23 protein-coding genes are annotated in these 21,974 nt (G+C 65.6%); 4 read left to right on the forward strand and 19 right to left on the reverse strand.

Going from position 1 to position 21,974, the window contains the following annotated elements:
* Window position 1: 1 nt before the first annotated feature.
* The 14 genes from OG716_RS15490 to uraD (OG716_RS15555) form a co-directional block, all read right to left on the reverse strand.
* Complete coding sequence (locus tag OG716_RS15490; RefSeq protein WP_405138318.1) at window positions 2-175, reverse strand: hypothetical protein; 174 nt, start codon at window positions 173-175, stop codon at window positions 2-4.
* Window positions 172-1,047: an NAD(P)-dependent oxidoreductase gene (locus OG716_RS15495; RefSeq protein WP_405138319.1), complete on the reverse strand. Its 876-nt coding sequence runs from the start codon at window positions 1,045-1,047 to the stop codon at window positions 172-174. The genes OG716_RS15490 and OG716_RS15495 overlap by 4 nt, the downstream gene beginning before the upstream one ends.
* Window positions 1,044-1,841 (reverse strand): hydroxypyruvate isomerase family protein, encoded by a 798-nt coding sequence (locus OG716_RS15500; protein WP_405138320.1) that lies wholly within the window; start codon window positions 1,839-1,841, stop codon window positions 1,044-1,046. Before OG716_RS15500 ends, OG716_RS15495 begins: the two co-directional genes overlap by 4 nt.
* Window positions 1,838-2,218: a gamma-glutamylcyclotransferase gene (locus OG716_RS15505; protein ID WP_355127671.1), complete on the reverse strand. Its 381-nt coding sequence runs from the start codon at window positions 2,216-2,218 to the stop codon at window positions 1,838-1,840. The genes OG716_RS15500 and OG716_RS15505 overlap by 4 nt, the downstream gene beginning before the upstream one ends.
* 150 nt (window positions 2,219-2,368) lie before the next feature.
* A complete protein-coding gene (locus OG716_RS15510; RefSeq protein ID WP_405138321.1) occupies window positions 2,369-3,775 on the reverse strand; it encodes a nucleobase:cation symporter-2 family protein in 1,407 nt (468 codons plus the stop codon).
* A gap of 10 nt (window positions 3,776-3,785) precedes the next feature.
* A complete protein-coding gene (gene pucL / locus OG716_RS15515; protein ID WP_355127673.1) occupies window positions 3,786-4,691 on the reverse strand; it encodes a factor-independent urate hydroxylase in 906 nt (301 codons plus the stop codon).
* Between the two features lie 54 nt (window positions 4,692-4,745).
* Window positions 4,746-5,240: a 2-oxo-4-hydroxy-4-carboxy-5-ureidoimidazoline decarboxylase gene (gene uraD, locus OG716_RS15520; RefSeq protein WP_405138322.1), complete on the reverse strand. Its 495-nt coding sequence runs from the start codon at window positions 5,238-5,240 to the stop codon at window positions 4,746-4,748.
* Window positions 5,241-5,440: 200 nt separating this feature from the next.
* Window positions 5,441-5,830: a helix-turn-helix domain-containing protein gene (locus tag OG716_RS15525; RefSeq protein WP_405138323.1), complete on the reverse strand. Its 390-nt coding sequence runs from the start codon at window positions 5,828-5,830 to the stop codon at window positions 5,441-5,443.
* Entirely contained in the window at window positions 5,823-6,065 is a 243-nt protein-coding gene (locus OG716_RS15530) for a thiamine-binding protein (protein WP_405138324.1), read from the reverse strand. The genes OG716_RS15525 and OG716_RS15530 overlap by 8 nt, the downstream gene beginning before the upstream one ends.
* A 99-nt stretch (window positions 6,066-6,164) precedes the next feature.
* A complete protein-coding gene (locus tag OG716_RS15535) occupies window positions 6,165-7,604 on the reverse strand; it encodes an NCS2 family permease (RefSeq protein ID WP_405138325.1) in 1,440 nt (479 codons plus the stop codon).
* A 219-nt stretch (window positions 7,605-7,823) separates the two neighbouring features.
* Window positions 7,824-9,221 carry an 8-oxoguanine deaminase gene (locus OG716_RS15540; protein WP_405138326.1) on the reverse strand — a complete coding sequence of 466 codons (1,398 nt, stop codon included), beginning with the start codon at window positions 9,219-9,221 and terminating at the stop codon, window positions 7,824-7,826.
* A gap of 16 nt (window positions 9,222-9,237) precedes the next feature.
* Entirely contained in the window at window positions 9,238-10,110 is an 873-nt protein-coding gene (pucL, locus tag OG716_RS15545) for a factor-independent urate hydroxylase (RefSeq protein WP_355127678.1), read from the reverse strand.
* A gap of 1 nt (window position 10,111) precedes the next feature.
* A complete protein-coding gene (gene uraH / locus OG716_RS15550; protein ID WP_355127679.1) occupies window positions 10,112-10,411 on the reverse strand; it encodes a hydroxyisourate hydrolase in 300 nt (99 codons plus the stop codon).
* Window positions 10,408-10,944, reverse strand: coding sequence for a 2-oxo-4-hydroxy-4-carboxy-5-ureidoimidazoline decarboxylase (uraD, locus tag OG716_RS15555; RefSeq protein ID WP_355127680.1), 537 nt, complete (start codon window positions 10,942-10,944; stop codon window positions 10,408-10,410). The genes uraH and uraD (OG716_RS15555) overlap by 4 nt, the downstream gene beginning before the upstream one ends.
* Before the next feature lie 162 nt (window positions 10,945-11,106).
* On the opposite strand from uraD (OG716_RS15555), the gene OG716_RS15560 reads away from it, so the two are divergent.
* Window positions 11,107-12,615, forward strand: a complete 1,509-nt coding sequence (locus OG716_RS15560) for a PucR family transcriptional regulator ligand-binding domain-containing protein (RefSeq protein WP_405138327.1) — start codon at window positions 11,107-11,109, stop codon at window positions 12,613-12,615.
* 4 nt (window positions 12,616-12,619) lie between these two features.
* Here the strand turns inward: OG716_RS15560 and OG716_RS15565 are convergent, their stop codons facing one another.
* Both OG716_RS15565 and OG716_RS15570 read right to left on the reverse strand, forming a co-directional pair.
* Window positions 12,620-14,683 (reverse strand): neutral/alkaline ceramidase, encoded by a 2,064-nt coding sequence (locus OG716_RS15565; RefSeq protein ID WP_405138328.1) that lies wholly within the window; start codon window positions 14,681-14,683, stop codon window positions 12,620-12,622.
* A gap of 159 nt (window positions 14,684-14,842) precedes the next feature.
* On the reverse strand, window positions 14,843-15,244 hold the full coding sequence (locus OG716_RS15570; RefSeq protein WP_355127709.1) for a nitroreductase/quinone reductase family protein: 402 nt from the start codon (window positions 15,242-15,244) through the stop codon (window positions 14,843-14,845).
* A 1,200-nt stretch (window positions 15,245-16,444) separates the two neighbouring features.
* On the opposite strand from OG716_RS15570, the gene OG716_RS15575 reads away from it, so the two are divergent.
* Both OG716_RS15575 and OG716_RS15580 read left to right on the forward strand, forming a co-directional pair.
* The gene (locus tag OG716_RS15575; RefSeq protein ID WP_405138329.1) at window positions 16,445-17,953 is read left to right on the forward strand and encodes a DUF222 domain-containing protein; all 1,509 of its coding nucleotides are present in this window, start codon (window positions 16,445-16,447) and stop codon (window positions 17,951-17,953) included.
* 331 nt (window positions 17,954-18,284) lie between these two features.
* Complete coding sequence (locus tag OG716_RS15580; RefSeq protein ID WP_405138330.1) at window positions 18,285-18,848, forward strand: hypothetical protein; 564 nt, start codon at window positions 18,285-18,287, stop codon at window positions 18,846-18,848.
* 581 nt (window positions 18,849-19,429) lie between these two features.
* On the opposite strand, the gene OG716_RS15585 is transcribed toward OG716_RS15580, so the two are convergent.
* Complete coding sequence (locus OG716_RS15585) at window positions 19,430-19,741, reverse strand: hypothetical protein (protein ID WP_405138331.1); 312 nt, start codon at window positions 19,739-19,741, stop codon at window positions 19,430-19,432.
* Window positions 19,742-20,083: 342 nt separating this feature from the next.
* Here OG716_RS15585 and OG716_RS15590 point away from each other — a divergent pair, with 342 nt between their 5' ends.
* Window positions 20,084-20,431, forward strand: a complete 348-nt coding sequence (locus OG716_RS15590) for an STAS domain-containing protein (protein WP_405138332.1) — start codon at window positions 20,084-20,086, stop codon at window positions 20,429-20,431.
* Between the two features lie 28 nt (window positions 20,432-20,459).
* Here the strand turns inward: OG716_RS15590 and OG716_RS15595 are convergent, their stop codons facing one another.
* Together OG716_RS15595 and OG716_RS15600 are read right to left on the reverse strand one after the other, a co-directional pair.
* The gene (locus tag OG716_RS15595) at window positions 20,460-21,401 is read right to left on the reverse strand and encodes an anti-sigma factor RsbA family regulatory protein (protein ID WP_405138333.1); all 942 of its coding nucleotides are present in this window, start codon (window positions 21,399-21,401) and stop codon (window positions 20,460-20,462) included.
* Window positions 21,402-21,437: 36 nt separating this feature from the next.
* Complete coding sequence (locus OG716_RS15600; protein ID WP_405138334.1) at window positions 21,438-21,875, reverse strand: anti-sigma factor; 438 nt, start codon at window positions 21,873-21,875, stop codon at window positions 21,438-21,440.
* Between the last annotated feature and the right edge of the window lie 99 nt (window positions 21,876-21,974).

Raw genomic sequence — 21,974 nt, forward strand, 5'->3', positions numbered from 1 at the left:
GTCAGATCCCCTTTCGGATCAGCGTCAGCGGCCGACTCTTCGATTCGGCAAGTGATGTCCGGTGGTGCACGGTGACCCGCTCCACCACCCAGCCCTGCGGTACGGACAGCGCGCAGATGCCGTGCCCGTGCGCCATATTCGGGCCGTGCCCGATGCTCAGTACGGGCGCCGTCACGCCTGACCCTTCCCGGCCAGCGCCTCGGCGACCAGCAGCAGTGCGGAATGATCGAGCGAGCCGTGACCCATGGCGCGGGCGGCGGCGATGAGCTGAGCGGTCAACGCGCCCATGGGAATCGAGATCTCGGCCTGCCGGGCGGCCTGCAGGATGATGCCCATATCCTTGTGGTGCAGATCGATTCGGAATCCGGGCTGGAAGCTGCGCTCCAGCATGGACTTTCGTTTGAGCTCCAGAATCTTGCTGCCGGCCAGACCACCGGCGAGCACATCGAGGCCGGCGGCCGCGTCCGCGCCCAGGCCCTCCATGAGCAGGATCGCCTCGGCCACCAGGGCGTAGGTGCCGCCCACCACCAGCTGGTTGGCGGCCTTCACCACCTGTCCGGCGCCGTTCGGGCCCACCAGGGCGATGGTCTTGCCGACCGTCTCGAAAATCGGCAGGGCCGTGTCGAAATCGGCCTCCGCACCGCCGACCATGATGGACAGCGCGGCATTGATCGCACCGGGCTCACCGCCGCTGACCGGTGCGTCGAGCACGCGCAGCTGCTTCTTCGCGCCCTCGGTGGCCGTCCAGATGGAGGTCTTGGGCGTGATGGAGGAGAAGTCGATGTACAGCGTGCCGGGAGCGGCGTGCGCGAGAATGTCGGCGAAGACCGCTTCGACGTGCTCGTCCTGCGGCAGCATGGTGATGACGATGTCCTTGTCGCGCACCGCCTCCGCCGCACTGCCCGCGGTGGCGCCGCCGGCGGCCTTCAGCTTCTCCAGGCCGGTAGGCGAGAGGTCGAAACCCGTGACGTCATGACCGGCTTTGACCAGGTGACCCGCCATGGGGCCGCCCATGATTCCGAGGCCGACGAAACCGATCTTGCTCATTTGTTCCACTCCCAGTTCAGTTCGGGGTCCTTGTATTCCAGGCCGATCCAGCCGTCGTAGCCCGCCTTGTCGAGGTCACCCAGCAGGGCCTCGAAGTCGAGCTCGCCGCTACCCGGACGGCCGCGCCCCGGCGAATCGGCGATCTGCACGTGGCCGAGGTATCCGGCCCAGGTGTCGATGACGGCGGGCAGGTTCTCGCCCATGCGCGCCAGGTGGTAGAGGTCGCAGAGGAAGCGCACATTCGGCTCGCCGACCTGCTCGATGATCTTGATCGCATGTCCGGCCGAGACAATCGGATAGTCCGGCGACTCATAGACATTCAGCGCCTCGAGCAGCACCACCGCGTCGACGCGCTGCGCCGCCACAGCAGCCAGCCGCAGGTTCTCCAGGGCGAGTTCGTCCTGCTTCGCGGGGTCTTCCCCGGCAATCCTGTTGCCGTACAGCGCATTCAGCGCTTTGCAGCCGGTACGCTCGGCAATGCCGACGGCGACCTCGATACTGTCCCGGAACCGGCTCTCCTGCCCCGGCACCGAAACCAGTCCGCGCCCAGCGGGAATGAGGTCGATGAAGTTCAGTCCGACCAACCGCACCCCGGCCAGGTCGATCGCGGCGACGAACGCGTCGATCTCACTGTCGGACGGGGTGGCGTTCTCACCGAAGGGCCACCAGAATTCCACGGCGTCGAATCCGGCCGCCTTGGCCGCGGCGGGACGCTCGAGCAGCGGCAGATCCGTGAAGAGAATCGAGCAATTGACGTCGTACTTCCGGGGCGCGCCCCCGGTGGTGAACTTCATCGGTTTCCTTCGCGATAGGTCGTCCAGCTGCCGAATTCGGTAATGTCGATCAGCTGCGGGTACGAGACGGGCGGGCGGCGCAGCACCATGGACAGCACGGAGCGCTTGTCATCGAGTTCGATGACGCCCAATTCCAATTCCGGCGGCTCGGCCGGAAGCAGACTGGTGCGCAGTACCTCCATAGGTACATCGAATAACTCGCCCGTAATGGTCGTGCCGCCGTCCGATACCGGATGCAGTCCCGGGAAGCGATCACCCACCGAATAGAACCGGTATTGCGCTGCGGTCTTCACCTCGCCGGCGAACGGCGCGCCCGCGAGCAGGTGATTCAGTGGACCGCCGCGCATGGCGCCGCCGTTCAGGAAAATGAGGGGCATTCTGAATTCCTTCCTCCCCCGTTGCTCCAAATTATGTCGGCGATCACATCGCCTTCGAAAGACGCGATCACCACAATCGCGGGAATCGATTCGGGGTCGATTTCGTAGGTTCGTCCAGCCAGAGCGCAGATTCGCCCGGCCGAGGGTCGATCAGTGGCGGATATCGTCGTCGATCCGCTCGCCGAATCCGTCGCGCTCATCGTCCGCGGCCGCGAAGACCGATGCGCCGGAACGATTGCCGATGGTCAGCACATTGAACAGGAGATTGAGCACGATCGCGGAGATTGCGGTGGCACTGATCCCGGACTGCATGATGACCGCGAACCATTGCGGGAACGCGTCCCAAAATGTCGGAGCGGCAATCGGAATGAGCCCTCCCGCCAGACCCACCGCGACAATGACCATGTTCAGGTTGTCGTGGAACTCCACCCGTGCCAGGGTCCGAATGCCGCTCGCGGCAACGGTTCCGAACAGCACGACGCCCGCGCCGCCCAGCACCGGATAGGGGATTCCGGCCACCACCGCTCCGAATACCGGGACGAATCCCAGCAGTAGCAGCACCAGACCGCCGGTGGCGACAACAAACCGGCTCTTGATGCCGGTCAAGGCGACCAGGCCGATATTCTGCGCGAACGCACTGCACGGGAAGGACCCGAACAGCGGCGCCACGGCCGAGGAGGCCATATCCGCCCGCAGCCCGTCCGCCACCCGGCCGGTGTCGATTTCGGCGCCGACGATCTCACCGATGGTGATGACGTCGGCGACGGTCTCGGTCATGATCACCAGCATCACGATGGTCATCGACACGATCGCGCCAACATTGAACACCGGCGAACCGAACGGCAGGATCGACGGCAGCGCGATCAGCTTGGTCTGCCCCACCGCCGAGAAGTCGGTGCGGCCCGCGAGAGCGGCGACGACGGTGCCCAGTATCAGCCCGATCAGGATGGACAATCGCGAGATCGCACCCTGAAAGACCCGGCTGATCACCAGAATCGCGAGCAGCGTGAGCCCGGCCAGACCGATATTGCCCATCGACCCGTACCCGGATTTGTGCGGGTCGTTGCCCAGCGCCCAGGTGAACGCGACCGGCATCAGCGACAGGCCGATCACCGTGATGATGGTGCCGGTGACCACGGCCGGGAACAGTCGCACCAGGCGCGCGAAGAACGACGACAGCACCAGCCCGATGAGCCCGGACACGATGATCGCACCGTATACCGAGCGCAGTCCGTCGGACTGGGCGATCGTCACCATCGTCGAGACGGTCACGAACGAAATGCCTTGTACGATAGGCAATCTGCTGCCGACCCGGCCGAGGCCGAGAGTCTGCAACAGGGTCGCGGCGCCGGAGACGAACAGTCCGGCGGTGACCAGCAGGCCCATATCCGCGGCCGAGAGTCCGGCCGCGCCGCCGATGATGAGCGGGGGTGCGATGACCCCGCCGTACATGGTCAGAATGTGCTGAATGCCGTAGGCGAGCGTCCGGCCGAAGGAATAGCGTTCATCCTCCGGGCCCGGATGTCGTTGTCGCGCTTGCAGTTTGCCACTGAACATGGCGTCCTCCTCAGCAAAACCCGGGAACGCCGAACCAGGCATTGCCCGCGGGGTTCGCGTCGTCACGGTGCAGGGCGGCCTCGATGAGGCCGTAGGGCCGGTCCGCGGCGATGAACACCTCGCCCGGGTTCTCCACGTGGAAGGGGCTCAGATCCACGAGGAAGTGATGCTTGTTGGGGGCGGAGAACTTGATCTCGGCGACCTCGCGGTGCTGCTCGAGCACCGCGCGGCCCATGCTGTAGAGGGTCTGCTGCAGGGCCAGCGAATGCACCACGGCGAACTGCCGCAGCAGCGTGGACCGAATCGAGGCGTAGGACCTGTCCCAGTCCACATCCGTGCGGTCGTAACGCCAGCGCGCCACCAGCGAGGTGGCCATGATGCGATCCTTGGTGGGCGGCAGCGTCGTGTACTTGTCCTCGAAGAATCCGGTGAACTCCGAACCGGTGGACTTGAGCAGCACCAGATCCTTGATGCCGGTGACCACGTGCGTGCGGCGATCGGCGCCGTAACCGTCCAGATTGACCACCGTGGTGCGCACTCCCCCGCCGGCCTGCGTGAACGAGAAGTCGTGTCCCACACCGTCGACCGGAATCCGGTCCCAGGCGTACTCCTCGATCTCGACGCGCGCGCCGTCGGCACCGGGGCACCGCGAGACGAAATGGTCGGCCAGCGTCAGCGCGAAATCCTCGATCGCGCCGATGCCCTTCTCCTTGGCGAAGGAGAAGGCGGTGTTCTTCTGGGTGTCGGTGGGCAGAATATCCCGCTGATCACCGGTGATGTGCGCGTCCTCGAACCGGCCGCGCAGCGCCGAGGAGACATTGAGATCCCGGATGGTGTGCCGGGCGCTGTCGCGATAGACGCGCACGACCCGGCTCTCCGCCTTCCCGTACTGATTCTGTCCAAGCTGAATTGCCATGGAAAACCTCTCAACTCCCGCGGTGGGCCGTACCGGCGAATGGGTGATAGCGCTTCAGACGATCACGCGCTGCAGCCGCAGCCGGATGATCTTGCGCAGCTCGACGTCGACCACCTTCGCCTCGGTGGTGGCGTCGTTGGCGAGCCGGAAAGTGACCGCCGCGAGAATCTCCGAGGTCGACAACCCCGTCGCGCAGATGAGGAAGACACGGCCGAATCGCTTCTCGTAGAGGCGATTCACGGAGTGCAGTGCGGCAACGGTCTCCACATCGGCCGCGACGCCGGACTGTTCCTCGCGTGACCAGGAGCTGCTGATTTCTTTGCGTTCGGAGCGCTGGCCGATGCGCGGGTGCGCCGCCACGGCGCGCTCCAGATCCTCCGGACCGAACTCCGCAGCCAAGCGGTCGGCGGCATCGAGCAGGGTGTCGAGATCCGCATAGGGCCGGGCGGTCAGCAGGGCGTCGGCCCAGGCCGGTACCCGGCAGCACTCGAGCAGAGCGGGCCGCAGCCGGGCGCTGTTCCACCCGTTGAACTCATCGACTGTGACCATAAGCAGCAGCACTTTCTCGCATAGCGGAAGTTATATTCCGACACGCAAAACAGTGTCATGGGTCACTCCATTGCGTCAACAGTTTGTTGAAGTATATATCTTCGGCGGACAGCGCCGGCGGCCCGAAACCTTGCGGCAGAACGACAAAACCCGCTGCATGGCAGCGGGTTTCGAGAACTGGCGAACTTGACTACAGGTAGTCAGGGTCGAGTTCTGTTGAGGTAGTTGTAGACCGTGAAACGGGTGACGCCCAGCGCCTCGGCCACCGTCTCGGCCGACTTCCGGTAGCTGAACGCACCACGCTCTTCGAGCAATCGCACGGCGCGCTGCTTATCGGCCCGGGGCAGCTCGGACAGCGGTGCACCGAACTGGGTGGCGACCTCGCTCAGCAGCCGCCGAATGCCTTCTGCCGGTTCGGTTTCGGAGCCGGCGAGTCGGACCCACGCCAGTGTGACGCCCTCCCAGACCAGCGGTACGTCATCGGGCAAACCGTCGGTGGGCGCAATCAGCGTGCCGCCCACGCGTTCCAGCAGCGGCGCCAGCGTCGCCAGCACCGGATGGGTGGCGTCCGTCCCGGCGCGCTCACTCATCGGCCTGCTCGACCTGAAGCGTCACCCGGGATGCGCCATGGGAGAAGGCCACCGCGAGCATCTCCTGCAGCGCGGGCAGCAGCACCTCGTCCGGACCGGCCGCCGAGGTGCCCAGCGGGCCGAATTCACAGGTGAGACCGTGCTTCTCGAGCGCGGCGAAGGTTTCGGTGGCGTGCGGCGGCGGATTACCCTCGCCGTCGAAAGGTTCGGTGGTGAATTCCGCGCGCAGCCGCATGATCAGCAGATTACTCGCCGGACGGCCGGCCGAAGCGCGGCCCGGCCGAGACGACAGCGCGACGCAGCCCCGGCAGGCCGCGCCGCGCTGTCGCCCATATCAGCCGCCCAGGACCTGTTGGATACCGTTGATGCCGAAGTAAGCGGCGAAGACCAGGCTGACCGCGCCTACCAGCCAGTGGATTTCGCTGAACTTGCCCCGCGCCAGCTTGATCACCGTGTAGGCGATGAGGCCCGCGCCGACACCATTGGTGATCGAGTAGGTGAACGGCATGAGCGCGATGGTGATGAACGCGGGCACCGCGATCTCGAGGTCGTTCCAGTCGATCTTGCGGGCCTGGGTCATCATGAGCGCCCCGACCAGCACCAGGGCCGGAGCCGCGGCCTGAATGGGCACCACCGCCGCGAGCGGGGTGAAAAACACTGCCGCGCAGAACAATCCACCGGTGACCACACTGGTGAGTCCGGTACGAGCCCCCTCACCGACGCCCGTCGCGGATTCCACGTAGACCGTGCTGCCCGCACCACCGCTGAGTCCGCCGATGACCTGGGCGATACCGTCGACGGTCAGAATCTTGCCGATGCCCGGCAGGGTGCCCTTCTCATCCAGCAGACCTGCCTCGTCACTCACGCCGAAAACCGTTCCCATGGCATCGAAGAAACCGGTCAGCACCAGGGTGAACAGCACCACGCTCGCTATCAGCCCGCCGGCGCGGGCGAAGCCGCCGAACAGATCGATATTGAACATGAGCCCGAAATCCGGTGTGGCGAAGAGGGATTTGGGCGCCTCGGGAACGACCGTTCCCCAGGTCTTCGGGTCGATCTTGGCCGCCCAGTTGATCACGATCGCGAGCACCGTCGAGATGGCGATGCTGATCAGAATCGCACCCGGCACCTTGCGGATATACAGCGCGAGCATGAGCAGCAGGCCGACCGCGAAGACCAGCACGGGCCAGCCCTGCAGATGACCGTCGACACCGAGGGTGACCGGAGGTCCGCCCGCCGAACCGTGACCGACCACTCCGGCGGAGACCAGCCCGATCATGGCGATGAACATGCCGATTCCGACGCCAATGGCGTGCTTGAGCGCTACCGGAATGGCATTGATGATCAGGGTTCGCAGGCCGGTGGCGGCCATGATCACAATGATCAGGCCCATCAGCACCACCAGGCCCATGGTCTGCGGCCAGGTCATATGCGGCGCCGCCTGGAAGGCGACCACCGGCACCACGCCCAGGCCCGCGGCGAGCGCCAGCGGGACATTGCCCACCAGACCCATGAGGACCGTGGACAATCCGGCGGAGAACGCGGTGGCGGTGGTGAGCTGAGCGATGCTCAGATGGTTGCCATCGATATCGGTGACCCCGCCGAGAATGAGCGGGACGAGCAGGATAACGTAGGCCATGGCGACGAATGTGGTGATTCCGCCACGGATTTCGCGTGAGACAGTAGTGCGACGTTCACTCAACTTGAAGAACCGGTCGAGTGCCGACCCACCGGCGAGTGTGGCGGTGGGGGTCGGGGATTCGATCTGGGTCATGGCATGCCCTCCTAAGGGCGTAGCCGACCTACGGTCCGGGTTTCATCGTTCCGGGCCGCGGATTCGGTGACTGCTGTTGTGGGGTCCTTACCGTCGAAAGCCGGTCTGCCCCTGTTGATCAACTGCTCCGGATGATGTCTTCCGGTCGTACCGGCGCCCGGCTGATATGTTCGGCGCCGCCGAGAACTTACGTTTCCTCCATCACTGCTCGAGAAGTAGTCATTGGGATTCCTGACGCAGCAACCGCTTCCGGGCCAGTAAGCCCGCGCGGCCGACCTGATCGTGCGGGAGGGTGCGCAGTTCGTCGTTCGCCACCACGGTGCGCCCGCCCACGAACAATCGGGCGAGCGGCGGGGTGGGTCCGAAGACCAAGGCGCACACCGGATCAGCGACCGCGGCACGGAAGCCGTCGACTCGCCATACGGCGATATCGGCGAGCTTGCCGGCCTCCAGTGAGCCGATCTCCCGCTGGCGGCCCAGGTTTCGCGCGCCGCCGAGCGTGCCCATTTCCAGGGCCTGGCGGGCGGTGAGCGCGGTGGGACCGTGCACGGCGCGCTGAAAGAGCATCGCCTGCCGCATTTCCCCCGCCATGGAGGTCAATTCGCTGGACGCCGCGCCGTCGACACCCAGGCCGACCGGAGCACCGGCGGCCAGCAGATCGGAGATGCGTGCGATACCGGCGCCGAGGCGGCCATTGGAGGTCGGGCAGTGCGCCGTGCCGGTGCCCGTATCGGCGAAGCGGCGAATATCGGCGTCGTGCAGATGGACGGCGTGCGCGAACCACACGTCGTCACCGAGCCAGCCCAGCTTCTCCATGTATTCGACCGGGGTGCAACCCATCTGGGCGATGCAGTGCTCCTCCTCGTCGATCGTCTCGGCGAGGTGGGTGTGCAGGCGAACGCCCCGGGTGCGGGCCAGTACGGCGGCATCGACCATGAGACCCTCACTCACCGAGAACGGTGAGCAGGGGGCGACGGCGACGCGCAGCATGGAGTCGAAGCAATCATCGTGGTACTTGTCGATGATCTCTTCGGTATTGATCAGGATCGCTTCGCGATCCTCGACCACCTCGTCCGGCGGCAGACCGCCCTGGGACTGTCCGCGATCCATAGAGCCGCGGCACGGGTGGAAGCGCAGGCCGATCTCCCGGGCGGCGCTCACCTCGGCCTCGAACAGATCACCGCGACCCTTGGGGAAGATGTAGTGGTGATCGCTGGAGGTGGTGCAGCCCGTCAGCGCGAGCCAGCCCAAACCCGCTGTGGCAGCGCCGTATACGACATCGGCGTCCATGCCGGCCCAGGTCCGGTAGAGGCCGGTCAGCCATTCGAACAGCGTCGAATCCTGGAACAGGCCCTGGGTGGCCCACTGGTAGAGGTGGTGGTGGGTGTTCACCAGGCCCGGGGTCACCAGGCAGCCGGTGCCGTCGATGCGGTCGGCGCCCAGCACCGTGGGCGCCGGTCCGGCGCCGAGGGCTGTGATCCGGCCGCCTTCGATGACGAGGTGGCCGGATTCGATTTCGTCACCGACAACCGGTGCGATATAGGCGTTCTCGATGACGGTCCTACCCAGATTGCGGATAAGCGCGTCGCCGCCGGTGCCAGGTGCTGAGAAGTTCACTGCATCGCTTCCGTATTCAGGACCAGGCCGGTCCGGCGGGCGGAACCTCGCGCACCACCGTGCCCTCGATGAGTCCGTACGGACGGTCGGCGGCCCAGAATACTTCGTTGTCATTGACCATGCCGAACGGCGACAGGTCCACCTCGAAATGATGCTTGTTGGGCAGCACCAGCTTGACTTCCACGATGTCGGAACAGGTTTCGAGCACCCGCTCCCCCATCTCGAACAGCGTCTGCTGCAGTGAGAGGCTGTGCGTGTCCGCGAAGGCCTGCAGCAGACAGCGTTTCACGATCTCGTAGGACTTGTCCCACTCGGTGTTCTCACCCGAATGCCGCCACTGCGCGTTCACCTCGGTGGCCAGCACGCGGTCGCGGGTCTCGCGCAGCGTGGTGTAGCGATCCTTGATGTAGCCGTGGAATTCCGACTTGGTGGTGTTGAGGACCGTGAGATCCTTCAGGCCCGAGACCACCCAGGCCTGACCGCGGTCGTAGTGCACGAGGGCGGTGCGGGTCTCGCGGCCCGAGCGCACGAACGAATGCGGATGGCTGTTGAGACCGACCACATTGCGCTCCCACTCGTATTCCTCGAGTTCGATGCGCGCGTGATCGATGGTGGGCTGCGAGTCCACGAAGTGCCGGGCCAGCTTCAGGCCGAACTCCTCCGGGGAGGCGATGCCGTGCTGCTTGGCGAAGGCGAAAACCGTGTTCTTCTGCGTATCGGTGGGCAGCACCGCCGCATTGTCACCGGTGCGGTGCACCTCCTCCATATCGCCGCCGAGCGCCACGCTGACATTGAGATCGCGGAGCTGGTGTTTGGTCCCGCTCTTGTTGACCCGGACGACCCGGGTCTCCGCCTTGCCGTAGCGGTTGGGACCGAGCTTGATCGACATGTCAGCTACCTCGATATGTGGAGAAGGAATAGGGACTGAGCAGCAGCGGCACGTGGTAGTGCTCCGCCGGGTCGGTGACCGTGAAGGCGATGGTCACCTCGGGATAGAAGGGGCTGATATCGCCGGTATCGAAGATCAGCCGGTGCACTCCGGGTTCCGGGGCGGGTAGATCCTTGATGCGCCCGTCGGCATCGGTGCGGTGCGCGGCCAGGACGGTGCCGTCGGCTCTTTCGAGCCGGACGGACACGCCGTCCGCGGGGCGACCGGTGGCCGCGTTCAGCACATGGGTCGAGAGGCTCATATCAACCCCAGCAGCTTGCGAATACGCAGGCGGGTGATGGCGACGAGTTCGGCCCGTACGACGGGGCGTTCCTCCGCGGGCGAATTGCTCAGCCGGCGCGTGAGCTCCGACAGCATTTCCTCGGCGCTGCGGCCGGTGGCGCGAATCAGGAAGACATGTCCGAAGCGCTGCTCATAGGCCACATTGCCGGCGGCGAGTGCCTCGCGCACCGCATCGGCGGCCGTGGCGGCGCCGGACTGCTCATCCTGCGACCACTGCGCCTCGCGCTGTGCGGCCTCCGCTGAAACCCGTTCGGCGCGTGCGGCTTCGGCGCGTTCACCGATGCGGGGGTGGGCCTCGAGAGCTTCCTCCACATCGGTCCACGCGAGTTCGGCCAGCCCTGAGATCGCGGCCTGCATGAGACTCGACTCGTTCACATACGGCCGACCGGCCACCATTTTCCGTGCCCACCGTTGCGATGCGCAGCAGGTCAACAGCTGAGCCTCGGCCTCTTCCAGGGGCAGCGACCCGAGCCATTCCAGGCGACCCGACATCCGACCTCCATCCATTGGCGACTTGCCACGTAAGTACATCCGCCGGGGGTTCCCGGCGGCCAGGACGAGACCTCCGAATCTGTGGCCCAGTTCACACGGGCGCACTTGTAGATACATCCAAGCCGGTAACCCTCGCGTCATCGGCTGTTAGCGTTAGCAATCATGCGGTTGCGATCTTTGCTCGCCCTTTCGGACACCGGTCTGGAACTCGTCACAGGAGAAGACGAGCTCGACCGGTTCGTTCGCTGGGTCGTGACGACGGACATGCTCGACCCCTCCCGCTACCTCTCCGGGGGCGAACTTGTGCTCACCGGACTGCAGTGGTGGACCGCATCGGCGGACAGCGACGCGTTCATCGCAGCCCTGGCTCGCGCCAAAGTAGCAGCTGTCGCCGCAGGTGACGCGCTCTACGGCGAGCCGCCGGCCGATCTGGTCGAGGCCTGCCGCCGTCATCGCATCCCGCTGTTCCGGGTGCGCGAGGAATTCGCGTTCGCGACCGTCGCCGAACAGATCAATCGCAATCTGTCGACCGGGCGGGCCGCGGATCTGGCGGCCGTACTGGATCGGCATCGCAAGCTCGTCTCGGGCGGCGGGCTCGATTCGGTGCTGGAGCTAATTCACCGCAATCTCGGCACGGCGTGCTGGGTGGTGTCCTCGACCGGGCGTGTCGTCGCGGGGCCGGTCAAGGCCCCGCCCGAGCAGACTCGGATCGCCTGTCTGGCCGCGCCGCGACTACCCGACGTGATCACTTCCGAGGGCAGTCGGTTCACACTGTTCGCCGTCGATCCGGACGGCACGTCGCGGGTCGCGGACTGGTTCATGGTGTTCGAGAGCGATTACAAGGATTGGCCGGAGGAGCGGCGCGCGATTGTCGCCGAACTCGCCGGAATTGTTGCGCTGGAACGTGTTCGGCTCGATGACCGGCAGAGCGCAGAGGGCCGATTGGCGCAGGAGCTGGTCGAGCTCATCGTCTCCGATGCCAAACCCGCCGATATCGTCTCGCGGCTCGAGCTCACCGGACTGGGGCTGTCCGAGCGCTATCTGGCGGTTGCCGCGACCGCCGATTCGGGTGGCGTCCGGCCGCGCGAATTGCGCTCGCTATTGCGCGAAATCCTTTACGACAGAAGCCCTGCCGCCGGTGTGATCGACGGTGAAGCCATCCTGCTGGTACCCATCGGCGAGGACGGCACACTCGAGGATCGCATCCACCGTGCCGTGGAGGCCCTCGAACCGGGATTGCAGGGCAGCCGCCTCGCCGTCGGCATCAGCGGCGGTGTGGACGGCGAAAGTCTGCGTGGCGCAGTCGAAGAGGCGCGTTACGCGCGCCGCATGGCCGCCGAACGCGATCAGCCGACCAGCGTGGTGCGTCACGATGAACTGGCCACCCATATGCTGCTGCTGGCCAGCGTCCCCGACGAGGTCCGACGCATGTTCCGCGTCCGGCTGCTCGACCCGCTCAGCAATTACGACCGGGACAATCGGGCCGACCTGATCCACACCCTCGAGACGTTCCTTCAGGTCTCGGGCTCCTGGACCAAATGCGCCGAACTCCTGCACCTGCACGTGAATACGCTGCGGTACCGAGTTCAGCGCATCGAGGAACTCACCGATCGCGATCTGTCACGTCTCGAAGATCGCGTCGACTTCTTCCTGGCCCTCGCTCTGCGCTGATTGCCTATGCCACTGCGAATTCGTTTGAGGTTCCGGTGAATTGAGCCGTCGCGCCGGAACCGTCGCGGCTGTCGCCGAAGTATTGGATGCGGTACCGGCCGGACGGGGCGTCCTGCGGGACCGTCCATACGATGCGGATCAGTGAGGCGGCGTCATTGTCCGCCGGTCGCTCCCAATGCAATTCGGTGCACCAGTCGTTGTCGTCGTAGACGCGGGACCAGCCGCCGCCGGAGGAGCGCTGTACCTCGAAGTAGGTGCTGCCGAGGTGGAAGTTGTTGTTCGGGTGCGCGCCGACGAATTGCACCGAAACCGCATCTCCCGCACCGTTACTCGGGGCAGGCTGGGCAAGTACGTCGCCGAAGACATGGCCGGCGACCGGGACGTCGGCGGGGACCGGGGCCAAGAGGTTGGGCTGCAGCCCGGAGGTCCAGTCCAGAGGGGCGGGGCCGCGGCCGAGGTCGGTGCGGGCGGCTACCGCGCGGGCGAGGCGGTCGAATTCCTGCATGTACGCCGAGAGGGTCCAGCGGCCGTAGAGCGTCTCGCCGCCTTCATACTGTTGTGAGACATACTCTTCGGGCGTGGTGACGTAGCCGCTGTAGCCGTTGGCGTAACCCTGCATGAGGACGTTCTCGATCGGAACGCCGAGCGCGCTGGCGACCACGCGCCGCACCCGCAGGCCCGAGACGATGGTGAATTCCGCTGGGCCCGAGGCGAGTACGAGATCGCCGATGCGCATGATCTGGATCGGCAGCACCTGCGGCACCCAGGGGCGCGGCGGGAGGATGCCGAGGGGCACGATCGCGAGCTTGGGGGCCTGCACATCGCGCATCCACTGCTCGATCGGCGCGTCGATGCCGCCGAGCGCGGCCACCATGGGGTTGGTATCGCCCTCGTGCAGGAACGGGATCTGGGTGTTCCAGTTGTCTTCCGAGCTGGTGGCGACCGCTGACGCGCCCATCATCGCGGGAGAGGTCCGGGCAGCCTTGCCGTCGGGAGTGTAGGAGCCGTCGATGGCGGTGTCGGCCATATTGACATACCGGATGACCGAGTCGACACCGCCGTTGGACATTGCTTGCGCGGAGGCGAAAGCGGTTCGCCCGGCTTGGTATTGGCGTTCGCCGATCATCGTGCAGTTGAGGCGGTTGTCCTCGGTGGGACCGGACGGATGCCAGGGGCGCACCGCAAGGTTCGGGGTCATATCGCCCGGATTGGTCTGCGGGAAGGCCGCGATGAAGCCGGGCTGACCGTCGAGGTAGCGACCGCCCATCTCATCGTGCTCCCAGCGGTAACTGGCGTAGCCCTTGTTGTCGGCGGAGATGAGGGTATTGCGATCGGTCAGCGAGGTGCCGTGCGTGGCGAACCAGGTGATGGCGCCGACATCCTTGCCGCCCTGGCGCAATCGCAGCACGGTCACCTTGGGGTCGATGCCCTCGGGGAATTCGGCCTTGTCCTCGGGCGGATTCAGGTCGAAGGCGACGCGGGAGCGGTTGGCGCTGGCATCGTGCAGCTCACCGTGACCGAGCATGATGGTGCCCGGGGCCAGACGGTCGTGCGCATTGGCGATCGCCGCGACGATGCCGTTCACCTCGGCGTCGGTGGAGTTCTGCTGAAAACCCTTCGCGGCCAGCGAGTATGCGTATTCGCGGGCGGTGCCGCCGCAGGAGTTGTGATTGTGGGTGGCATTGAGGTTGACGTTGCGCTCGGTGTACGTATCGCCGAATCGCTTGGCCAGCTCCGTCATCACCGCGAGGTGGACCGACTGGAACAGGCAGGCATTGTCGGTGTTCACGAATGCGACACGGCCGCCGGTGGTCTGGTCGACGATGATGTAGGCGCGGGCATAACAGCGGGTCAGCAACCCGGTGGTGATCTGATCCAGCTCCGAATAGCCCATCATGCCCTGACCCGCGGGCGCGCCGGTCATATCGGCGATACCGCATCCGACGAGATAGCCCTGGCCGTTGACCGGCTGGGCGGCAGCGGGCTTGGAGTGCAGCAGCCCGCTGGCACCGACCGCGACGGCCGATGCCGCCGCGCCCACCAGCGCGGATCGCCGGGACACAATCATCGAGACTCCTCTGAGTTACGGGGTTGGCGGGACCGGTCCCAGTTCCGTGTCAGCACAGTATCGATGGATGGTCCGGCCTGTCGCGTTCAACCTGCGGCGGCGAGCCGCTTCGGCGATACGTTACCTGGACAAGTGACCATTTAGAATGGCGAACGGAAATCAATCCAGATCGACACGAATAGTTAACAGGTCGGATCCGGCCAGCCGGACCAGCGCGCTATTCAACCACGGCAGCTCCCGCAAGCGCCGGCGCGAGTCGTCCTCGTCGAGGAGCACCGCGACGCCGGTATGCCAGACGCCCCGAATCTGCAAGCGCACGTGTGGATCTGCCTCGATATTGCGCACGTACTGCGATTTGCGGCCGAACTCCGAGACGATCCAGTACGACAATCCGACCTGTCTGCCACCGATCGGCGTCGTGCGCGGCTGACCGCTCTTGCGTCCTGTCGTCTCCAGCACGGCTTGGCTGTTCAGATACCGGGCCACCCGCCGGCCGACGGGATTCGCGATATGACGCTGCACCGGCGTGATCAGGCGGAGCCGGATGTTGCGGGTCGGCAGTGACGGGACACCGTCGCGGCGGGCTCGTTCGTGACCGATCCGGGTCACCGCGCCCATGACCACGCGCCAGACCGCGCGGCTCGGGGGGATCATGTAGGTCAGCCGGGTGTGCGGTGCGTAATACAGTGTCTCGCTGTCTTTTTCGAGCCAGCCGGTCAAGGCTGTCTGGTGCTGGCCGAGTGTGCCAGCGGTGAAGGTATGACCGGTGAGTCCCGCGCGGCGGCCATGATCGGGCACCGAGCCCGCAGGTGCCGTCAGCGTCATCCCGCGTGATTCCGTCGCACCGATCTGCACCGGAACGACCACCGGATAGCCATCCGCTCCGACCCACCCGAGCAGTCGGTGGTCCAGCTTCCGCAATGCCCGAGCAGCACTGTCGACATCGACCCGCGGTTCGGTGCCCTTCGCCGGGGGCTGCTGAGGTTCCGGTTCCGCGGAGGGCTCGGCAGCACCGAACACCGATGCCGGACCCGCACACTCGGCGTCCGGGAACGCGATCACGCGCTGGGCGTGGACGCGCACGACAATGCGATCCCACCAGAACGGACCGAGCCACCAGTCCCAGAAGGCACCGCCGAGATTCTCCGGCCCGAGCGCGGTACCGGGCCTCCCATAGAACGGGGTCAGCGCTTCCCGATCGGGATACCAGGAGAAACTCGCATCCCCCTGCACCAGCACGTACGCACTACCTTCGGCGGTGCCGTGCTCGCGCGTATGAAAAACCACAGCCACCCGCGGATTCCGCTCCAGCCGCCGCAGCTTCTTGAACGCCGCAAGATCACTGGTAAACGAAAACGTCGAAGTCTCCGCATCCCACCCAGCACTGTTCACCGGCGACACCACCACTCCCCGCAGCGGCGTCACCTGAGCCAGCCCGACGACGAAGTCCCCGTCGAGAATTCCCTCGAGCCCATCAATCTCAATTGTCACGGTGGCCAACACTATGCGCGACATCTTCCACCCGCATCGTGCCCCGAGACGAGTCGGGCCTCCACCCCCGGTAGGAGAGGGAAGCGGGCCATGGGTCCATGGCCAAACATCTTGAGAGAGAAGGGATAAGAACAAGACGAAAGATGCCCGGACAAGAAGAGCAAGACATAAGAACACAAGACGAAAGCTAAAACCCGAATATTCTGAATAGGCTTATATCACAACGGAATTCGTCTTTCCGGGTCTGATTTCCGGGAGTAGAATAAAGGCATGGAATCACGGGGAGAAACCGCAATCGCGACCGGTGCAGCCGCACTGGCCGCTGCGGTCGAATCCCTCACCACTCTGCCGTTGATCCCGGTGCCGGACACCGACATCGTGGCATTGATGCAGCAGATCGAAACCTGCACCCGCCGGTTGGCGTCGGTGCAACGGGATCTGATCGTGCAAGCCTGCGCCCGGTCATTGCCCGCTCTCAACGGGTCCGGGAGCCCGGCCCTGTATTTGCAATCGGTGCTGCATATCTCGCACGGGGATGCGATCAACCGGTGGCGTGCCGCGGAGGATCTCGCGGTGTGGCATCGCGTCGGTGACGAGCCCGACCCAGCCCCGGTCCTGCCGTGTTCGGCCCAAGCCCTCGACGAGGGGGCGATCTCCCTCGATCACGTGCGAGTCATCCGGCAAGTCATGAACCGGTTGCCCGGCAAGGTTCCTGCTGAAGCTCGCGCCTACGCCGAGAAGCAACTCGCCTTCCAGGCGCGCGCCCTGGATCCGACACATCTGCCGAGGATCGGGGAGATGATCCTGGGTTTCCTGGACCCCGACGGCAAGCTCACCGAGGACGCGGACCGGCAGAACCAGCGCAGCGCGGTTCTGAGCCCGCAACGCTACGACCTCATGTCCACCCTCACCGTCGAACTCACCCCCGACGCCCGCTCGGCTTTCGATGCTGTCATGGCCAAGCTGGCCCGTCCGGGGATGTGCAACCCGGCGGACAAGGAAAGCCCGTGGGCCGAGGACGAGGACAACCCGGTGCCCCGGGATGTGCTGGAGGCGTGCGCGGCCCGGGATGAGCGCAGCAAGGCCCAACGCCAGCATGATGCGTTGCTGGCGGTGTTGCACCCGGACTTCAACCCCGCCAAGCTGGGATCGCACCGTGGGTTGCCGGTCTCCACGATCATGACGATGAGCATCGAGGATGTCGAACGCGCTGCGGGGGTGGCCACCACCGCCACCGGTGGGCAGGTCCCGGTCGAGAACGCCCTCCGGTTGATGGCCCGCCACTGCAAGACGTTCGTGCTCGTGAAGAACAAGAACGGGATGCCGTTGCATATCGGGGAAATCCGGTTGGCGAACCCGGCACAACGGTTGGCGTTGATCGCCACCGAACGCGGGTGCACTCGCCCGGGGTGCTCGGCTCCGGCGAGTATGGCCGCGGCCCATCATGTGACCGAGTTCAGCAAGGGCGGCCCCACCGATATCGAAAACCTGACCTTGGCGTGCGATCACTGCCATGCCCTGGTCAAAGACGGGCCACGCGGCTGGAAGACCATCAAGCTCGGTGCGGATTCGGACTTCCCGGGCCGGACCGCGTGGATCGCCCCGGCGCATGTGGACCCGACCCGAACTCCGCAGGTCAACCACCTGCACCATCCCGAGGAGTTGTTGACCGAGGCTCCGCCCTCGATGGGCCCTCGCAACTACTGCAATCCGGTGCGCCCGCAACCGGTTCGGGACCGCTCGGTCCGCCGGACCTCCACACCTCCGGCACGACAATAGGTCCCCCGGCCTCTGGTGTCTCCGACAGGTTGTTCCTGTCGGTGCTGGAGGTCGTTGCCGCATCGGCTTTCAGGCCGGTTCGCTCGCCGAACAAATGACAACCCCACCGCGACAACAGGTTTCCTCGCCCCGGATGTGTACCCGCAGGGCGGCAACACCACCGAGGGCCACCACCGAATCTGCCCGCCCACCACACCACCACACCACCACGCCAGACCGCGAGTCATCCCTGCCCCTGCCCCTGCCGGTGCCCCTGCCCCTGCCCCTGCCGGTGCCCCTGCCCCTGCCCCTGCCGGTGCCCCTGCCCCTGCCGGTGCCCCTGCCCCTGCCGGTGCCCCTGCCCCTGCCGGTGCCCCTGCCCCTGCCGGTGCCGCTGTCGTTGCCGTTGCCGCTGTCGTTGCCGCTGTCGTTGCCGCTGTCGTTGCCGCTGTCGTTGCCGCTGCCGCTGTCGTTGCCGCTGTCGTTGCCGCTGTCGTTGCCGTTGCCGCTGTCGTTGCCGTTGCCGCTGCCGTTGCCGCTGCCGCTGTCGTTGCCGCTGTCGTTGCCGCTGTCGTTGCCGTTGCCGCTGTCGTTGCCGCTGTCGTTGCCGCTGTCGTTGCCGCTGTCGTTGCCGCTGTCGTTGCCGCTGTCGTTGCCGCTGCCGCTGTCGTTGCCGTTGCCGCTGTCGTTGCCGCTGTCGTTGCCGCTGCCGCTGTCGTTGCCGTTGCCGCTGTCGTTGCCGCTGCCGCTGTCGTTGCCGCTGTCGTTGCCGTTGCCGCTGTCGTTGCCGTTGCCGCTGTCGTTGCCGTTGCCGCTGTCGTTGCCGTTGCCGTTGCCGCTGTCGTTGCCGTTGCCGCTGTCGTTGCCGTTGTCGGTGCCGCTGCCCCCTGTCGGCCTGATCCCGCTCCTGCTGTAGGCCGTTGCCCGGCGTGGCCTTCCGGGTTCTTGTTCTTCGATCCCTTGTTTCCAGGCGTCCTTGTCTTTCGGCTCTTGTCTTTTCGTGTTGTGTCTGTGAAACCGGACCACAGCCGGTCGACCCCGCTGGTACCGCAGGTATCTCCTCGGCCCGGAAGGTCAACCGGGTACCCCACCCGACGCCACCAGCACGGCCATCTCGGGCCCTGCCCGCACCCAGAAACCCACCACCGCCCCTCGACGCAAGCAACCCAGGTGCACCGACGGCTTCTATACCGAAACCGCCGGTGCACCTGGGTTGCCTGCCTCCCGGACAGGGTTGATCAGCACGGGGTGCGGGCAAAGCCCGAGATAGCCGTGCTGGGCACGTAGGGAGGGGTACCCGGTTGACCTCCCGCAGTTGGGGCGAATACCTGCGGTACCAGCCGGGTCGACCGGCTGTGGTCCCGTTCTCGAGACCAAAACACAAAGACGAAGAGCGGGACGGACGTGTGGTCGGGGTTGTAGGGCCGGATGCGGTGGAGTGGACGAGTGGGGTAAGAGGGAGTCAACAGGGGTTGGGGTGTGCATCGGCCCTAGGCGTCAATGGCCTTGGCGTTCAATGTCGTTGCTTCGGCCTTGGGCGTTTCGGCGGCGCCACTCGATGGCCAGCCAGAGGCCGCCGGACAGGTAGAGGACGGCGGCTGTTACTGCGGCGGTGATTGCTCGGATGTGGAAGCCGTAGGCGGCGGCGATCAGGGCCAGGGCGGTCGCTACGAGGGCTAGGGCGAGTAGGGCCAGGCCGGGGAGGTTGTAGTTGTCTTCGACGCCTTCTCCGGCGTGGGTGCGTGGTGTGCGGAATCGACGGGAGAGGGGGCGGCGTTGATCTCGGGCTTTGTGCTGTTCGATGCTCATTTCGAGGCCTCCGTTCGTGACGATTACTGGGGCATACCTTGGGAGGTACTACCCGGGATGCGGGCATCGAAGCAGCACGAATGGCCGCGGTGAGGAAAGCAGAGCGAGGCACCACAATTGGGCAGCGCCGGCGCGAGTGGGCAACACGCGGGGCGGTGGGGGCGGCGATTCGCCGATAACCGTGTCGGTAGCGACATGGGTTGTATAACTTTACTGGCGGTAGGTTCTCGCGGGTAGGCTTACCGGTCGGCAGAACAGTCGGCTCGCGCAGCGCCAAGGTGTCGGAGGTGGCGAAGTGACGATTCGCGAAGACGGATCGATCGGGCATCGGGAGAACAGTCGGTGAGCAGCGATAACCGCGAATTGAGCGTGCGGACCACCTCGATCGATTCGGCAGTGGTGCTATCGGTGTCGGGCGAGGTCGATATGGTGTCGGCGCCCAAACTCTCCGCCGCGGTGGCCGAATCGCTGGCCACCGTTTCACAATTGCTGATCCTGGACCTGACCGAGGTGGGATTCTTCGGCTCGGCAGGACTGAGTGTGCTGGTCGAAGCCCTGGAGTCGGTGGCGGGCCGGGAGCTGCGCGTGGTCGGATCCGTACCGGTGCGGCGTCCCATCGAACTCACGGGGCTCGATGAACTGCTCGAGGTGTACGACACCCTCGACGAGGCCCTGGCCGGCAAATCCTAGCTCGGGCAAACACCCGCACCGCAGGCACTCACAGCGCGAAATGCATCTGCAGCGTATTGCCCAGCGGTGTCGTGTGCAGGCGCACCAGATCGCTCAGCTGGTTGATCAGCAGTAGTCCGCGCCCGCCGATTCGGTTCGGCGGCACGGGGATACGGCCCGCCAGCGGGTCGGCAATGCAACCGTTGTCCTGCACCCGGCACACGATCTGGGTCTCCTCCACCCACAGGGTGAGAGCGCCGGAACCGCCACCGTGCACCACCGAGTTCGTCGTCGCCTCTGCCACAACAAGTTCGAGATCGATGGCGCGGTCCGCGGTCATACCGGCGCTCCGGGCGAAGCCGGTGGCCGTATGCCGGGTGTTCGCGAGCGAGGCTTCGTCGAAGGCGATCACGGTGCTGTCCGGCGGTGCGGCGGGCAGGATCTCATTGTAGGAATCCAGGATTCGGCCGGGGTCGTACACCGTGCTGGCGCCCTCGCCATGACTGTCGATGACAACCGGGTGCGTACGAAGCGCGTCGTCGAGCACCACCTGGTCCAGCCCCGCCGTGTCGTACGGGCACAGAATCGTCGCCTCCCGCCCCGTGAACGCGACATTGATGAGCGCCTCGTGCTGCGCGCACGCCGGGTACTCCAATTCCGACCGTCCCGCCCAGATCGGCTCACCGATGATCCGCACACTGCGCTGCGGATGCGCATCGGCGAAAGCCCGCTTCACCGAGGGAATGATCCGGCCCGGATTACGGCCTGCCACAGCCATATCCACCAGCAGTACCGCACCGGCATCGGTGCCGAGCGCATCGCGCACCAGCGTCAGGTTCGCGCCGGGTACCGCTACCGCTACCGGCTCGCCGTTCGCGAGTCCGGTGCGAATGAAATCCATTGTGCCTGCGAGATATTCATCACTGCCGCGATAGAAGAAGGCGCGATGCAGGAACGGGCCCGAAGGTAGTTCGCCGATGTCAGTTGTCATCAAATCCTTACCTCGATATTGCACTGCCGCACCGGCTCAGGCCTGGCCGCCCTCGCTCGTGCGGCTGCGCCACCGGAACTCGACCACGGTGGGATAACCGGCGACCAGTGCGGAATACGAGCCCTGGGTGGCGCTGAGTCCATCGGTGAGCGTGCGCACGATATGCCAGCTCAGGCTGCCGTCCTCCAGAACCGCCTCCGAAGAGGCGACAGCGGCGAGACGGACGCCCAATCCGCTTTGATCGTAGGTCAGATCACAGTCGAGTATGGAGCCCGGAATCGCATCCTGTATCAGAATTGTGGCCACTTCGTCGAGAGCGAGACGAATGTCATTGACCTCGCCGATTCCGAAGTCGGCCATATGCAGGACGGTTTCAGCGAGCGCACGCAGCATCATCAGCTGTTCCGGCAACGCGGGCACCTGCAGCCCGATCGTTGCCGGGCCCGAATATGGCTGTGCGGCGCCACGATCCATGTCACCCTCCGCTGTTGCATATTACGCGATCATCCGGCGCGGGCAGATTGCCCCGCCCTCGATCGTGCGCGGAGGCCCGCGAATCCAGCCAGCGAGATC

This window comes from Nocardia sp. NBC_01388 (genome assembly GCF_045040085.1).
Taxonomy (GTDB): Bacteria; Actinomycetota; Actinomycetes; order Mycobacteriales; family Mycobacteriaceae; genus Nocardia.